Genomic DNA, 16,295 nt, shown 5'->3' with positions numbered 1-16,295 from the left:
TTGAGTCGCTGTATATTTCTTTGTCGCTGTTATCCATTATGATTGCTTGATTATATCTCTTAACTAAGTTTGCTATTTTGAGACAAAAAACCTGCTGATAGCACTGTCATCGCCAGCGTCTTGATGTCCTAATCTTTAGAATGTCAGCTGGATCCCCAATGCTTTTAAATATCCCTGCTCTTGTTCTAAATCGGCTTCAAATAATGAATGGGAAGCAAGCCACTGTGCTCCAACGTGCAACACTAGCGTATTGTCTAGGGCTGCGATATTAAGTTCAGGAAGTTGCTCCTGCTGACGCTTTTGGTTCACTAGTATACTCAAGCGAAAAATTGCCAATAGGCGGCTAAAATGACTTAATTCCCCTTCAATCAGCTCAAGTAATTCAGGTAATTTAATTTTCTTTCGATAAAACCGTACCAATGCGCTGAGTGTTAATTGCTGAGCTTGCGTAAAGCCTGGCAGTTGACTGTGTCTAACAATATACGCCCCGTGTTTATGCATTCCTGATGAGTTAATCGCGAGGCCTACCTCATGCAGTTTTGCTGCCCAGCAAAGCATTTCTACATCGTAGTTTGATAACGGCCAGTGGGTTTTCAGTTGCGATGTAAACAACTGAATAGTTTCACATATATTGTCAGCATGTAATTTATCTATGTTGTAATGGTCACTAAAAGCATTGATAGTTCGGGTTCGAATATCAAATGCTTCCGTTTGATGCATTTCAAATAATAAGCCTTCTCTAAGCGCATAATCACTTAGACGCATGATTGCAATATGTAGCTGTCGGAATAATGCAATTAATACTGCAAGGCCGCCTGAAATACTGACTTTTCTTTCTTCTGGCAGTGATTTTAAAGTGACGTTATTAATATGCTGAGCGTCAATAAAGAGTTGCTTTATTTGCTCAAGCTTTGCAAGTGTTATCTCATCACTTGCGGTTAACTCAGCGACCATAGCTGCAATAGTTTTGATAGTTCCAGAGGTGCCTATCACCGTATTCCAGCCAAGTTTTAAGTAGCTAGCAGCAATACTCTCAATATGCTGTTCGGCCTTGATCTCTGCTTTTTTAAAGCGTTTTGCTGATAACTTGCCATCAGCAAAATATGCTTTATTCATGGTCACACAGCCAACATTACGACTACTCAAAAGCTTATGGGTCAGGTGTTGTCCTATCACCAGTTCTGTACTGCCACCGCCTATATCGATAACTAAGCGGTTGTGCGTATCATGTTCGTAATTTGCTACACCTTGATAAATAAGACGCGCTTCTTCTTGACCAGAAATTACATTAATCGGGTAGGGAAAAACTTGTTTTGCTTTAGCAAGAAAGTAATTGAGATTTTTGCAATTTCGTAATGTATAAGTCGCTACTACTTGAACAGACTCTTTTGGAAAACCATGCAAAGTTGTCGCAAATTGTGACAAGGTATCTAGTGCTCTTGCGATAGCTTCGTCACTGAGATTAAAGTTGCTGTCCAGACCAGAGGCCAAGTAAACTCTTTGTTTCTCTTTATGGAGCAGTTGTAAGCGACCATCAACTTCTCTTGCAACAACAAGGTGAAAACTATTTGAACCTAAATCCACAGCTGCAATAGAAGGGTAGTCGCGCATACATTAATCCTAACAAGTTTACTCTTTAGTTCCTGTTAATTGCTGTGATTCCCATTTTCTTAAATGGTCATAAATCGCAATTTGAGAACGAATTTTTTTACGGTTGCCACGGCGAACGTACAGATTCTTCTGTTCAGCGTCAATGACTCTTGCTTTCGTTCTATCTTTAAACTGCAACTCAATGACGTCGATGATAAGCTTTTTCAAATGCTCTGCATAAATAGGGGTGCCCACTTCAACGCGGTGGTCAAGGTTGCGGGTCATCCAGTCAGCAGATGAAATAAACACTCGTGGCTCGCCATTATTATCAAATATCATTACTCTAGGGTGTTCTAAAAACCTATCGACAATACTAATGACTTTGATGTTATCGCTAAATTGATGTAACCCCGGTATAAGCGCGCACATACCGCGCACAATCAGGCGGATCTTTACCCCTTTTCGAGATGCTTCATATAGTTTATCAACAAGCTGTTTATCGACTAAGTTATTAATTTTTATTGTTACTTTTCCGCTTCGCCCTTGCTCTGAGTGTTTGATTTCATCATCAATTAACTCAGTAATTTTACTACGAGCATTAAGTGGTGAAATCATTAGGTGGTCAAACTTAAATGGTAAATAACTACTTTCGATAAAACGAAAGACACTATCACATTCTTCTGTAATATCGGGATGTTTAGTGAATAAGCTAAAGTCGGTGTAGATACGCGCCGTTTTTTCGTGGAAGTTACCAGTACCAATATGCGCGTACTTTACTATTTTTCCTTTTTCTTTGCGGTGTACCACACACAGCTTGCTGTGTACTTTGAGTGCCGGGATCCCGAGCATCACTTTGATGCCATACTCGCTCATAAGCTTTGCCCACTCAATGTTATTTTGTTCATCAAAGCGCGCTTTTAGCTCAACCATTACGGTAACTTTTTTACCGTTTTTTGCTGCACTGACCAAAGAGGCAATCAGCCGAGACTGTTTTGCAACACGATAGATATTTACCTTTATTTGGGTCACTCGTGGATCGAATGCAGCTTGACGCACATACTCAAGCATATGATTAAAGGTGTGATACGGATAATACAGCAAAATATCTTGAGCAGATATTGCTCTAAAGACACTGCTATATTTGCTAAAAGCTGCGCTTTGTAGTGGCGGTAATGGTTTATTTTCTAAGTAGCCACGGCCAACATTTGGAAATGAAATAAAGTCTCTGAAGTTACGATAGCGACCTGCTGGGATCATAGCGTCTTGGCCGGTAACACCTAATCGTTTTTTCATCAGCTTAAGCATTTCTTCAGGCATTGTCTCTTCGTATACAAGCCTCACAGGTTCAGCATAAAGGCGCTGTTTGAGGCCCTTAGACATCGTATCAAGTACGCCTTCTTCTAATTCGTCGTCTAAGTTGTATTCAGCATCTCGGGTGAGTTTCATCGAGTAAGCGTCGATACGTTCGAATTTAAAGAAACTCTTGAACACGTCGGCAATAAAAAAGCGCACGACATCATCCAGTAAAACAATCGTTTTATGTCGGCGTGTTTTTTCAGGAGGGAGCTGTACAAAGCGGTTTAGGCGATCAGTCGGAACCTCTAAAAAAGCATGGTGCTGCTTTTCACCATTGAGCTCAACGAACAGATAAGTCATGGTGTCATTAATATTGTCTGAATAGTCTTTACTCTCATTAATCATCATCGGTAGCAAGTGTGGCAAAACTTGATCTTTGAAATAATTTGCTAACCAATTTTTATGGAAATCAGATAAGGCTTCAGGCTGTTCAACGTGAATATTATGCTCATTCAGGTCCTTCAATATTTGAGTGTATATAGCATTGAACTTTTTACCGAGTTCTAGTACTTTTTTTTGAATGTCAGCAAGTAGTGCCTCATCTTCGTCAAAGTTAGTATCAGGTAAGTTATTTAGCAGGATACGACGTTTAACGTCTGCGACTCGTACTTGAAAAAATTCATCTAAGTTATTGGAAAAGATACCAAGAAATCGGATCCGTTCGATGATCGGATTAGCGGGATCCTTGGCTTCTTGTAAAACGCGTTCGTTAAACGAGAGCCAGCTTAATTCTTTGGCAAAGTATGTGATGGTTTTATGCTCTAAAGATACGGCCTGCATTGTGCTTTCCATAGGTACAGCTTTTCTACAGCTTAAGCAGGGTGTATGACACTATTATGACAAACACGACGCGCCTGTTGTGTTTGCCATAAGACTATCTTGAGTATAGTGCAGCTTTTAGCTCTCTTCTATGTCGACAATCAAATCACTAGTGATTGATTCAAGTGCATCTACGACGTTTTCTTTCACCATGCCAACAGGTAAAGTAACTGTGGCAAAAGCGCTAAAAATAGGGAGTCCCCAATTCGGTGCACTGCGTTGTTTCGATGTGAGGTGGGTAATATTCGCCCCTTTATGGCGAATAACAGTCGCGAGCTCTTGGACTATTCCCGGTCTGTCATTACCAGTAATCACTAAATTGAGCGTGTCGGGCTCTGCCTGTGTTGCTGACGCTTCGCCTGACTCTATTTTTACCTCTAAACCAGGTAGTGCGTACAGTGCCTCTTGTATTTCTTGCAAATGTTCTTCAGCGACTTCAATTTGCACTATACCTGCAAAGTGACCTGCTAAATGACTTAAATTACTCGTTAACCAATTACCATGGTGAGAAAGAATGGTAGATGATATTTTCTCGACGAGACCCGGCTGGTCCTTACCTATAAGTGTTAATATTAACTGCTTCATATCATGTCTCTTTTTTTGTGGCGCCCGTAGGCGAAAAAACGAATTCGGCGCATGATTTAGACTAGTCTAAATACTGGCTTTGTCCAGTCTCTGGAAACACTTAATGTAAAGAAATGCAACGAAATTTAGGCCTTTACTCTAACTTAACATGGAGGTTGCTTTTTGTTCAGTTTGGTTTGTTTTTTTTGATAATAAAACTCTGCCCTAAGGTAATTGAATAACGTGCAATTGTGTATTGGGTGTAACACAACTGTCATCTTGATGAAATATAATGCCCGCAATTTTAAAACCAAAGGGTATATTGATGACTTCCAATCCGCAAAAGCCATCCTTTAAAACGGATAGAAGCCGTCTATTCAAAGACAGGTTTGCACAATTTGGCATTACCTCCGGTGGAGTAATGGTCTTAATCGCACTTTTACTTATCTTCTTTTACTTACTGTATGTTGTTCAGCCCATTTTTGAATCTGCAAAGGTTGAAAAAAGAATGGACATTCAGCTAGTGCAAGAGCAGAAATACCTAGGTATCGGCGTTGAAGAACAAACTGAAATTGCCTATTTACTTAGCCGCAGCGGTACGGTTGATTATTATCAAATCAAAGGCGAAGGTGCTGGTAAGCTACTGGACTCGCTTAACGTTGATCTAGATGGTAATGTAACTGCATTTGCGGAAAGTGCCCCATTTTTGGGTCAGTATGCATTTGGTCTTGATAATGGACAAGTACAGCTAGTCAAGCCCATGTTTATGGTCAGCTTTCCCGGTAATCAACGTGTATTGACACCACGTCTAAGTTACCCACTAAACGCCAAGCAACTTATTGTAGATGAGCAAGGTCAAGCAATCCGCAAATTTGCGTTTAGCCATTTTGAAGACAAAACTGCAGTGGTTGCGCAAACAGCTGACAAGCGTGTAATTTTTGCTTCTTACGTTGCTGAAGAGAATATGTTTACTGGTGAAGTTGAATGGGCGGTTGAGCGCACGGAGTTGGATATAGACGGTCGTGTTGACGAGCTACTGATTTCACCAGACACATCACGCACCTTTGTTCGTTCTGCTAACCAAGTTTATGTGTTTGATACACGGTATGCTTCAGAAGTCGAGTTATTCCAATTACTCGCGGCAAATGAAGAAAATGCCAACTTAGTCAATATGAATTTGCTCGCTGGTGCAAACTCGCTGATGCTTGCTAATGATAATGGTGAAGTGTCTCAATGGTTTGAAATCAATACCGATAATGGACGTCAATTTGACAAAATACGCTCATTTGAGACGCCCAAGAGTAAAAGAGTAAACTTGTTCAGTGAGTTTTATCGTCGCACTTTTTTCACAACCAATGAAAATGGTGAACTTGGTCTGTATTACACCACCAGTGAAGCACACTTATGGCAAGGTAAAGTGACGGATAAAGCAATACAAAAATTTGCTGTTGCACCACGTGCGAACGCGGCTTTACTACTCGCTGATGATACCTTGACGGTTGTTGAACTGCATAATGAACACCCAGAGGTAACGTGGTCTGCATTATGGCAAGAGGTGTGGTACGAAGGTTACCCAGAGCCTGCTTACACTTGGCAATCCACATCAGCTAGCGATGACTTTGAGTCTAAATTTTCCCTAGTACCAATTTCATTCGGTACGATTAAAGCAGCAATGTACGCTATGTTATTTGCAGTACCTATAGCGCTAGCGTCAGCTATTTACACGGCTTACTTTATGTCCAGTGAGTTGCGTCGAGTCGTTAAACCAACGGTAGAAATTATGGAAGCACTACCTACGGTTATCTTGGGCTTTTTAGCGGGTCTTTGGCTTGCTCCTTTAATTGAAACTCATCTACCAGCAGTGGTTGCTCTATTGGTGTTATTACCAATTGCAATGATTGCAACGGCATTTGGCTGGACTAAATTACCCGCAAAAATAAGACACGTTGTGCCTGAAGGTTGGCATTCAATTTTGCTTATCCCAGTAGTACTGATTGTTGGTTGGCTCTCGTTTGCCATGAGCGGCGGTATTGAGTCTTGGTTGTTTGGCGGTAATGTGCGCCAATATTTAACTAATGAGCTAGGTCTAACATTTGACCAGCGTAACTCCCTAGTAGTAGGTATCGCAATGGGCTTTGCAGTCATTCCTACTATCTTCTCGATTGCTGAAGATGCGGTATTTAGCGTACCCAAGCACCTTTCAAATGGCTCACTGGCACTCGGTGCTACGCAGTGGCAAACTTTGGTTCGCGTTGTATTACTGACAGCAAGTCCTGGTATCTTCTCTGCTGTGATGATGGGTTTAGGACGCGCAGTTGGCGAAACCATGATTGTATTAATGGCAACGGGGAACACGCCAATTATGGACTGGAGTATATTCCAAGGTATGCGTACGCTTGCAGCGAATATCGCGGTTGAAATGCCAGAATCTGAAGTGGGAAGCTCACATTACCGCATCTTGTTCTTAGCTGCCTTTGTATTATTTATTTTTACTTTCGTATTTAACACCGTTGCTGAATTTGTCCGCCAGCAGCTGCGTGAAAAATATAGTTCAATGTAATTGGAGTGACATGACATGGTAAAGCAGTGGTTTAAGTCAGGTTCTCCGTGGATCTGGATGACAGGTGGCGCGGTCAGTATTAGTTTGATTTCGGTCATTGGACTCTTGGCAATGATAGCGTGGAAAGGGCTCAGCTTTTTCTGGCCATCACAAGTGGTAGAAATGCAATTAGAGGGATCCGTTGCACAGCAAACAGTGATCGGTGAAATTTATGATCGCGAAATGGTACCAAAGTCTCGACTTGAGGCCGCAGGTTACGACTTATCTGACTATCAGGCCGAATATGTAGAGCGTTTGCTAGTTAAAACAGGTAACCGTGAATATGTGGAGCTTGACTTTAGATGGGTCTTGTCCACTGATATAAAGCGTCAAACAGTACCAGCTGATCTGGCTGTATTTGAGCGCAGTAAAAATGGTAACTTCTATGGCTATGTCGTCCGTGTTTTAGAAGATGGCAATGCCGTTGTGGAGCAACCAGTTGAGAAACTGCATGAGTTAGTAGAGCGCGCCGTAGACCTAAATGAAGAAGCACTAGATCTACAAAACAGTGAAATCGGTCATATTAACTATGAACTTGAGCGTTTACGCTTAAAAGAAAAATCATATCAGTTAGATAATGAACTGACTGATGAGAGGCTAGCTGAGCTAAATGCTCGTCGTGCAGAGTTGCGTGAAGATTACAAAGTATTTGAGAAGCGCCTTTTTGAGCTAAGAAAGCAAGCAAAGCGTGACCAAGTCGTTGTCCGCGACATGCGTGGTGAAGAAGTAACACTTCCATTGTATCAAGTGCTGGATGTGTGGTTCCCAAATGATATGGGCTTTTTCGCTAAAGTAGGTCATTACTTGGTACAAATTAGCAAGTTTGTAAGCGACGATCCGCGTGAAGCAAATACCGAAGGTGGGGTTTTTCCTGCAATCTTCGGTACGGTATTCATGGTGATGTTGATGGCAGTGATTGTGACGCCATTTGGTGTGGTCGCAGCAATTTACTTGCATGAATATGCGGCAAAAAATGCGATCACTAAGATGATACGTATCGCAGTGATAAACCTCGCAGGTGTACCGTCTATTGTATATGGTGTATTTGGTCTTGGTTTCTTCGTTTATATGTTAGGTGGCTCAATTGACGAACTGTTCTACCCTGAAGCTGCGCCAAGCCCTGTATTTGGTACGCCTGGGGTTATCTGGTCAGCGTTAACGTTGGCAATTTTAACGTTACCTGTGGTTATTGTTTCTACAGAAGAAGGTTTGTCACGTATTCCAAGTTCAGTACGTCATGGTTCATTAGCTCTTGGCGCAACTCAAGCGGAAACGCTTTGGCGGATCATTATACCAATGGCAAGCCCTGCAATTATGACCGGCCTTATCCTTGCGGTAGCACGAGCTGCTGGTGAGGTAGCACCACTGATGCTGGTAGGGGTGGTAAAGATGGCACCAACACTACCGCTAGATGGAAACTTCCCCTATATTCACTTGGATCGTAAGTTTATGCACCTAGGTTTCCATATTTATGATGTAGGTTTCCAAAGCCCGAATGTTGAAGCAGCAAGACCTTTGGTTTATGCAACTGCGTTCTTGCTGGTTACGGTGATTATTGCACTAAACATTACCGCTATCGGTATTCGTAACCACTTACGCGAAAAGTTCAGATCACTAGAGCATTAATAGTAAAGATTTTTAACAGGTAAAAACATGATTACAGTAGCGCCAGAAGTCAATCAAGCAAATGCTAACAACAAGCTTGATTTAGCAAATTTAAGTCCAGAACTCACCGCACTAGAGATCAAGAACCTAGATCTTTACTATGGTGATAAACAAGCTCTTAGCAACGTCAACATGCTGATCCCAAAAGGGCAGGTAACCGCATTTATCGGTCCATCAGGTTGTGGTAAATCAACATTACTGCGTTGTATTAACCGCATGAACGACCTGGTTGATAGCTGTCGTATTGAAGGAGAAATCAATCTTCAAGGACAGAACATTTATGATAAGAGCGTCGATGTTGCAGCGTTGCGTCGCAACGTAGGTATGGTGTTTCAAAGGCCAAATCCATTCCCTAAATCTATTTATGAGAATGTGGTTTACGGCCTACGCCTACAAGGTATCAAAGACAAGCGTAAGTTAGACGAAGTGGTTGAAAAATCACTGCGCGGCGCTGCGCTTTGGGACGAAGTCAAAGACCGACTTCATGACAGTGCATTTGGTTTATCAGGTGGTCAGCAGCAGCGTTTGGTTATTGCTCGCTCAATTGCGATTGAACCAGAGGTGCTGTTACTTGATGAACCAACATCGGCACTGGATCCAATTTCTACGCTAGTTATTGAAGAGCTCATTAACGATCTGAAAAACAAGTATACTGTAGTTATCGTTACACATAACATGCAGCAAGCTGCGCGTGTATCTGATCAAACTGCGTTTATGTATATGGGTGAGTTAATCGAGTATGCAGATACCAATACTCTATTCACCACGCCGTCTAAAAAGAAAACTGAAGACTATATTACTGGTCGTTACGGTTAAGACGCGCTTGCTAGGAGAATATTATGGAACACAATATTAATAAGCACATTTCTGGCCGCTTTAACGAAGAGCTAGAAAACGTGAGAAATCACGTACTCAGTATGGGTGGACTGGTAGAGCAGCAACTAAACACAGCGCTTGATGCGGTTAATCACAATGATGCTGAAAAGGCGAAAAAGGTCAGTCAGAACGACTACAAAGTCAATGCCATGGAAGTCAACATTGACGAAGAGTGCACGCGAATTATCGCCAAAAGACAGCCTGCTGCCAGTGACCTACGTTTAGTCGTTGCGATTGCAAAAACCATCGCGGATCTTGAGCGTATCGGTGATGAGGCTGAGCGAATTGCAAAAGTAGCACTCGATTCATTTACCAAAGATCAGCAAGATTTATTGGTAAACATTGATAACATGGGACGCCAAGTCTCGCAGATGCTGCACGATGTATTAGATGCGTTTGCGCGTATGGATGCGCAAAAAGCATTTGAGGTTCACAAAGCGGACGCAAAGGTCGACCGCGAGTATGAAGCTGTCACACGTCAAATAATGACTTATATGATGGAAGACCCACGTTCTATTCCAAAAATTATGGACTTAATTTGGTCCGTACGTTCATTAGAGCGTATCGGTGATCGCTGCCAGAATATTGCAGAATATGTAATTTACTTTGTAAATGGCAAAGATATTCGTCATACATCTCAAGAAGATATCGCAAAAACCTTGTGATGCTTATCAAGTAGTTGCGCGCATTGAGCGCGCAATTTCATGCTAAGTTCATCTAAACTTGTAATAAAACCGTTCACAACGGCGCTCAATGCTGTAAAATTACTCTTTGCACATGCATACAAATATGATTTAAGGGTCAGTTATGCCTAGTAACGCGTTTTTAGGAGTGTTTGCTAAATCTCCTATTAAGCCAATTGAAGAGCATATAAAAATAGTCCATCAGGCCAGTGCGGCCTTGATCCCATTTTTTAACCATGTCTTCAAAGGGGAGTGGGCGGAAGCGGATGCAATTCGCATTGAAATCCGAAACCTTGAGCGTGAAGCAGATGAACTTAAGCGTGAAGTTCGCTTACAGTTGCCTCGCGGTTTATTTATGCCAGTAGAACGGACTGACTTACTGGAACTAATTACTCACCAAGATAAGATTGCCAACAAAGCGAAAGATATCGCCGGTCGCGTTATCGGTCGTGAAATGGTGATCCCTGAATCCATTCAAAAAGACTTTCTTGCTTACGTCACTCGTTGTGTAGACGCGACTAAACAAGCATCTGAAGCAATCAATGAGCTTGACGAGTTACTTGAGACTGGCTTTAAAGGCCGTGAGGTTACACTCGTTGAAAAAATGCTCGTTGAGTTAGATGCTATTGAGCAAGATACCGATGAAATGCAAATAAAGATTCGTCAAGAGCTACGTGCTGTTGAAGGCGAGCTAAACCCGATTGATGCGATGTTCTTATACAAAATCATCGAGTGGGTAGGTGGTCTTGCGGATATTGCAGAGCGCGTTGGTTCACGTCTTGAGCTGATGTTAGCTCGTTAATAAAAATCGATCTTTGAAAATAAAGTAAGGTTTGTTATGGATTTTATTGCATCCTACGGCACGGTATTGGTTTTAGTTGCCGCAGCAGTTGGTTTCTTCATGGCTTATGGTATTGGCGCAAATGATGTTGCTAATGCGATGGGTACTTCGGTAGGTTCAAAAGCACTTACCATCAAACAAGCAATTATTATTGCTATGATCTTTGAATTCGCGGGTGCTTATCTTGCGGGTGGCGAAGTAACATCAACGATCCGAAAAGGGATCATTGACTCTACTCCTTTTATTGATATTCCTGAACTTATGATATTGGGGATGATATCAGCATTATTTGCCGCAGGTAGCTGGTTATTATTAGCTTCTATGTTGGGCTGGCCGGTATCAACTACGCACTCAATTATCGGTGCTATCATTGGTTTCGCACTGGTCGCGGTAGGTAGTGAAGCTATCCAGTGGGGCAAGGTTGCAGGGATAGTTGGTAGTTGGATAATTACTCCAGCTATTTCAGGCTTTATCGCCTATCTTATTTTCATGAGTGCACAAAAGCTTATCTTTGATACCAATAAACCACTAGAAAATGCCAAGCGTTTCGTCCCTATTTATATGGGTCTAGCGGGCTTTGTGATGTCATTAGTTACCATTAAGAAGGGACTAAAACACATCGGTATCAACATGGGTACTTTTGAAGGTTTTGCGCTGGCAATCGGTATTGCTATCGTGATTGGTATCATCGGTAAATTTGCAATTTCTAAATTGAAGATGGATCCAAATGCCGATAAGCAAATGCAGTTTAATAACGTTGAAAAAGTATTTGCTATTCTGATGGTGCTAACAGCGTGTTGTATGGCATTCGCACATGGTTCAAATGATGTAGCAAACGCAATCGGTCCTCTAGCAGCAGTAGTAAATATTGTTGAAAATGATGGTGAAATCGCAAAGAAAGCGGCGCTTGCGTGGTGGATCTTACCATTAGGTGGTTTGGGTATTGTTGCTGGTCTTGCGATTCTTGGTAAAAAAGTAATTAAGACCATTGGTGAAGGTATTACGCACCTTACTCCGAGCCGTGGTTTTGCAGCAGAGCTTGCAGCAGCTTCAACAGTTGTTATCGCCTCTGGTACCGGTCTACCTATTTCGACAACTCAAACCTTAGTTGGTGCAGTTTTAGGTGTAGGTATGGCTCGTGGTATTGCCGCATTGAATATGGGTGTTATCCGTAACATCGTAGTTTCTTGGGTAATTACATTGCCAGTTGGTGCTGCCCTTGCTATTGTTATATTCTACATTTTGAGATTAGTGTTTGGCGTTTAAAAGCAAACCACACCTTTTCAAAAAGACAGACTTTTAGCTTGAAAAGATCTCAACACCTTTGGTGTTGGGGTCTTTTTATTTGTGCTGTTGAAAATAAAGAGTAAAGCTTGTGACGAATTTACCCAGTATCAAACAACTACAATACCTTCTTGCGGTGCATCAGCATCAACACTTTGGCCGAGCAGCCGAAGCTTGCTTTATCGGTCAGTCGACGCTAAGTAGCGCGATACAAAACCTTGAGGAAACACTTGGGTGTCAGCTTATTGAGCGTGAAAATCGCAGCCTAATGTTTACTGACATTGGCGAAGAAGTGGTAGAGCGAGCACGGAAAATTATCGATGACACTATGAGTGTGAAAGAGCTGACCAAAAGCTATAAAAACCCACTTTCTGGTAAGCTAACTTTAGGTATTATCCCAACTATTGCGAGTTTTATTGCAGCACCCCTTTATCAAGCTTGTAAGAAAGAGTTTGAAGCACTTAACCTAGTGCTAGTTGAAGACACCAGTGATAACCTATTAGATAAGTTAGAGCATGGGCATATCGATATGGCGATGCTTGCACTGCCATATAGAACGGATAAGTTCCATACTCAAGTCTTAGCCAAAGATCACTTTAGCTTAGTTCGTCATGCAGATTATAGTGTGCCAGAGCCAATAGAAGATTTTAATTTATTACCAGAGCAAAGCGTCTTTTTGTTGGAAAAAGAACACTGTATGACGGGGCACGCATTGAGCGCTTGCCACTTAAATCGTAGCGCGTGTATCAACCCATTTGAGGCGGCAAATCTGCATACATTACTGAGCATGGTCGAATACAAAAATGGTGTCACCTTTTTACCACAAATGGCCATTAATGCTGGAATCTTACAAGGTAAGCCCCTTATTGCAACGCCCCCACAGGATCATGCCTATAGGGAAATAGGCTTAATATGGCGCCGTACTACTGGACGGATCAGGGATTTTAGACTGTTTAGTGATTTTGTTAGAGGCTATATTTCATCACAGTGTCAAGCCAAAGCTGACAGTATGAAGTAAGATTCAATCCTATCTATCGCACCAGTAATGGTGCTTTTTTCAAAAAATTCTCTATTGATACAACTTTTTTAATACTTGCAGCGATTAACTGATAAAAGAATTAATGAGTGAGCTGAGTGTTTTTTAATAGCGAAAAACAATTAATAAAAAGAGCACTACAAGGCAATCAAGGTGCTTGGGCATCATTATGTAAACAGCATCACAGTCGAGTATACAACCAGTGCTTAAGGCTCGTGGGTGAGCCGCAAGATGCGCTGGATATAGCACAAGATGTATTTATCAGTATGCACCGAAATTTACATACATTTAATGGTAACTCTCAGTTTTCAACTTGGGTATTTAAAATTACCCACGCAAGGATTGTTGACCATATGCGTAAGCGGAAATTCGAATCTATTGAAGGGAAAGAGCCGGAGGTACTTCAAGCTGGACCCGATGCTGGAGTGGCTCAACAGCAGAGTAATCAAGAAATTTATGATGCACTAAAACAGCTTCCTTTTGAGCAACGGATTGTGGTTGAACTAAAGTTTTTCCAACACTACACGTTCGAAGAGATTGCTATGCAACTTGAACTATCGACTAACACGGTAAAGGCGCGACTTTATAACGCGCTTAGCAAAATGAAAGGGCAACTAGAGGTGCGTGATCATGGCTAAATTGGATGTTTTGTTTGCAAAGTGGTTAGAGGGAAAGCCAATCACAGAGGATGAATTAGCAGCGCTGCGTAATAACAGTGAATACCGTGACATGCTCCAAGCTGCAACGCAATGGCAGCAACATGCCAAGACGTACCAAGTGCAAACACCACCACCACAACTTACTCAGCAGTCAAATACTGATACTTGGTCATTGTCGACTGTAGCTGCTTGGTTGGTCGTAGGATTGGGAGTTGCAGGTTTATGGTTACAAAACTTGGGGTTACACGAGCAAATGACTGCGCAACAAAGGCAGTTGGCTAAGCAACAAGAGGTAATTCAGAAGGTTTTATCCCAGTTTGATGAAGTGAAACCGATAGAGCAAGAAGCACTCTCCAGATTAGTGACCCAAGTTGTGGAGCAAAATCGCAAAGAACGAAGTTTAGCAATGAATAACTTGGTTGATCTTATCCAAGCGCAACGTGCGCAAGATCAAGCACTACTTAGATTGCAACTAAATGAACTTGCAGAGCAAGTAGAGCAGACACCAACGCAGAATTTAGCACAGTATCGAGGTAAACCATGAAGTTAATTACATTGTGCCTAGGCGCAGCTGCAACATTATGTGCAAGCTTGGTCCAGGCTGAGTCGCCAAATCCATCTTTACAGCGTGAAGTGGCTATTTTTGAACGTGTACTAACTAGTGCGCTACAGCATGACACACAAGATCAAGTCCGCAGCGTTTCTGGTTACTACCTTCATGACCAAGGAGCAGTGTTTGAATTAGTATTGAAACGTCGACATCGACTAGAGTGGCTATCACATATAGAGAACCTTGACGACGTTGCCGCTATTGGTGAGTTTGAATTACCAGACTTAGACATCGCGATTGCTGAAGTAGAAGTCTCAGAGCCAATTGCTGAGGCTTTCTCTGAAGCTTATGCCGATGTTGCTGATAAAGTAAGAGCGGGTGCTGAAAAAGTAAGAGAAGCTGTTGAGCAAGAAAGAGAAAACCGGATCAGACTCAGAGAACTTGAGCGCGAAAAGGCTGAACTTGAGTTTGCGAAAATGCATGAGCAGGAAGCCGACAGCCAGAAGTTTAGTGAGTCTTTAAAAGAAGTCGAAAAACGTATTGTGCAACTCTCGCATAAAGACACCGAATTAAAAGCCTTAAAAGATAAACTCAAGAGCAGTCTAGAAGCATCTCGAGCGAAAAGGGAAAAGGAAAGAGTACAGCAGCAGCGAGCACTCGAAGAAGCGCTTACGATGAGTTTAGCAACCAGTCTATGTGATTACGGTGCCGGCTTACGCAGCTTGCCTGATGATGAATATATTAGTTTTATCTACAGCGAACCAAATAACACAAATAGCAAACAAATACGTATCTATCCAAAATCATTGATACAGCAATGTGTGACTGGAAAGAAAAGTGCAACAGAGCTACAAGAAGCGGCTGTTAGCTACCGCTTCTAACTAATACCAATTTGACTTAATACTTGCTCAATTTGAAGGAGTATATCTGACGCTAACCGCGTTAAAAATTTTTTATTTAGAACAACTAAATAAAAAATTTTTGCCTTGCCTACAGGACGTAGGTACCTCGGCGTGAGCAGGACGCGGAAGCGGTGTTATCGACAAGATTTTCTCACCTCAAAATAGACCACGTAATTAAGAAAATTGGTATAACCTGAACTTAGAGTTAGAAATAGGCTAATCAACAAAAGTACCTAAGCTTTACAGCGGAATATTACTCTAGCCAAAAAATATTTCTTAGTGCAAAGCAAATGTCATGATGTGGTTAGGGATAGTGGCTAGAGCATCACCTTTTTGCCGAGTTCAGGTTATCGTCCTGCGCTATATCGGGAACCCTAATAAAAACAGCATGCCAAGAGTAGCGGCATGCTGTTTTTATTAAATATAGTACTTTCCAACGTACTTTGTCTGAATGGACGTAGACACTTTGGCGATAGCAGGCAGCGATGCTGGTGTTATCGACACGGATTACTCATTGCAGAATAGACGTCAAATTGAGTAATCTAGTGTTACGCTTGTTCAATATTTTTGGCCGTAGTCAAGTTCGGTAGAAAGAGTAAGTATACCCACACGACCAAGTTAAAATAGGGTAGCAGTCCAAGCCCCGTGAATAACTTTACTGGGTATCCCTTAGCACTAGCATAACGGTAGCACTGATATGCGATGAGCAAGTTTGCAAGTATTAAAAAAAGCGATAATGACAGCATAATTTACCCCTTGAAGTCCATAGCAAGATGTAGCTCAATCCTTTGAATGTCTGTATTTTTAAGGTGTTACCTTAAAAATTGATGACATTTTAAACTGATATCTTTAATTATAGTGAACTTTGCAA

14 protein-coding genes are annotated in these 16,295 nt (G+C 41.8%); 10 read left to right on the top strand and 4 right to left on the bottom strand.

Annotation, left to right across the window (positions count from 1 at the left end; translation table 11 throughout):
- Positions 1 to 135: 135 nt before the first annotated feature.
- The 3 genes from J8Z24_RS14725 to J8Z24_RS14715 form a co-directional block, all read right to left on the bottom strand.
- Positions 136 to 1,611, bottom strand: a complete 1,476-nt coding sequence (locus tag J8Z24_RS14725) for a Ppx/GppA phosphatase family protein (RefSeq protein ID WP_252094899.1) — start codon at positions 1,609 to 1,611, stop codon at positions 136 to 138.
- 18 nt (positions 1,612 to 1,629) lie between these two features.
- Complete coding sequence (ppk1, locus tag J8Z24_RS14720) at positions 1,630 to 3,726, bottom strand: polyphosphate kinase 1 (RefSeq protein WP_176032564.1); 2,097 nt, start codon at positions 3,724 to 3,726, stop codon at positions 1,630 to 1,632.
- A gap of 117 nt (positions 3,727 to 3,843) precedes the next feature.
- Positions 3,844 to 4,350, bottom strand: a complete 507-nt coding sequence (locus J8Z24_RS14715) for a glycine cleavage system transcriptional repressor (RefSeq protein WP_176032565.1) — start codon at positions 4,348 to 4,350, stop codon at positions 3,844 to 3,846.
- A 304-nt stretch (positions 4,351 to 4,654) separates the two neighbouring features.
- Between J8Z24_RS14715 and J8Z24_RS14710 the strand changes: the two genes are divergently transcribed.
- The 10 genes from J8Z24_RS14710 (at position 4,655) to J8Z24_RS14665 (ending at position 15,403) form a co-directional block, all read left to right on the top strand.
- Positions 4,655 to 6,889: an ABC transporter permease subunit gene (locus J8Z24_RS14710; protein WP_128731161.1), complete on the top strand. Its 2,235-nt coding sequence runs from the start codon at positions 4,655 to 4,657 to the stop codon at positions 6,887 to 6,889.
- Positions 6,890 to 6,904: 15 nt separating this feature from the next.
- A complete protein-coding gene (gene pstA, locus J8Z24_RS14705; RefSeq protein ID WP_128731162.1) occupies positions 6,905 to 8,554 on the top strand; it encodes a phosphate ABC transporter permease PstA in 1,650 nt (549 codons plus the stop codon).
- 27 nt (positions 8,555 to 8,581) lie between these two features.
- Positions 8,582 to 9,409 carry a phosphate ABC transporter ATP-binding protein PstB gene (gene pstB / locus J8Z24_RS14700; RefSeq protein ID WP_125252137.1) on the top strand — a complete coding sequence of 276 codons (828 nt, stop codon included), beginning with the start codon at positions 8,582 to 8,584 and terminating at the stop codon, positions 9,407 to 9,409.
- Between the two features lie 23 nt (positions 9,410 to 9,432).
- Positions 9,433 to 10,134: a phosphate signaling complex protein PhoU gene (phoU, locus tag J8Z24_RS14695; protein WP_010607158.1), complete on the top strand. Its 702-nt coding sequence runs from the start codon at positions 9,433 to 9,435 to the stop codon at positions 10,132 to 10,134.
- Between the two features lie 142 nt (positions 10,135 to 10,276).
- Positions 10,277 to 10,954 carry a TIGR00153 family protein gene (locus J8Z24_RS14690; protein WP_125252136.1) on the top strand — a complete coding sequence of 226 codons (678 nt, stop codon included), beginning with the start codon at positions 10,277 to 10,279 and terminating at the stop codon, positions 10,952 to 10,954.
- Between the two features lie 36 nt (positions 10,955 to 10,990).
- Complete coding sequence (locus J8Z24_RS14685) at positions 10,991 to 12,259, top strand: inorganic phosphate transporter (protein ID WP_125252135.1); 1,269 nt, start codon at positions 10,991 to 10,993, stop codon at positions 12,257 to 12,259.
- A gap of 109 nt (positions 12,260 to 12,368) precedes the next feature.
- Complete coding sequence (locus J8Z24_RS14680; RefSeq protein ID WP_128731164.1) at positions 12,369 to 13,295, top strand: hydrogen peroxide-inducible genes activator; 927 nt, start codon at positions 12,369 to 12,371, stop codon at positions 13,293 to 13,295.
- 116 nt (positions 13,296 to 13,411) lie between these two features.
- Positions 13,412 to 13,951: an RNA polymerase sigma factor gene (locus J8Z24_RS14675; protein WP_125252133.1), complete on the top strand. Its 540-nt coding sequence runs from the start codon at positions 13,412 to 13,414 to the stop codon at positions 13,949 to 13,951.
- Entirely contained in the window at positions 13,944 to 14,516 is a 573-nt protein-coding gene (locus J8Z24_RS14670; protein WP_125252132.1) for a hypothetical protein, read from the top strand. The genes J8Z24_RS14675 and J8Z24_RS14670 overlap by 8 nt, the downstream gene beginning before the upstream one ends.
- Positions 14,513 to 15,403 (top strand): hypothetical protein, encoded by an 891-nt coding sequence (locus J8Z24_RS14665; RefSeq protein WP_252094898.1) that lies wholly within the window; start codon positions 14,513 to 14,515, stop codon positions 15,401 to 15,403. The genes J8Z24_RS14670 and J8Z24_RS14665 overlap by 4 nt, the downstream gene beginning before the upstream one ends.
- Positions 15,404 to 15,972: 569 nt before the next feature.
- Here J8Z24_RS14665 and J8Z24_RS14660 read toward each other — a convergent pair.
- Positions 15,973 to 16,170, bottom strand: coding sequence for a hypothetical protein (locus J8Z24_RS14660; RefSeq protein WP_125252130.1), 198 nt, complete (start codon positions 16,168 to 16,170; stop codon positions 15,973 to 15,975).
- Positions 16,171 to 16,295: the final 125 nt, after the last annotated feature.

Source organism: Pseudoalteromonas sp. SCSIO 43201, from assembly GCF_023716725.1.
Classification (GTDB): Bacteria; Pseudomonadota; Gammaproteobacteria; order Enterobacterales; family Alteromonadaceae; genus Pseudoalteromonas; species Pseudoalteromonas peptidolytica.
Note: the sequence above shows the minus strand (reverse complement) of the source record. Positions and strands in the feature narration are given on the sequence as shown.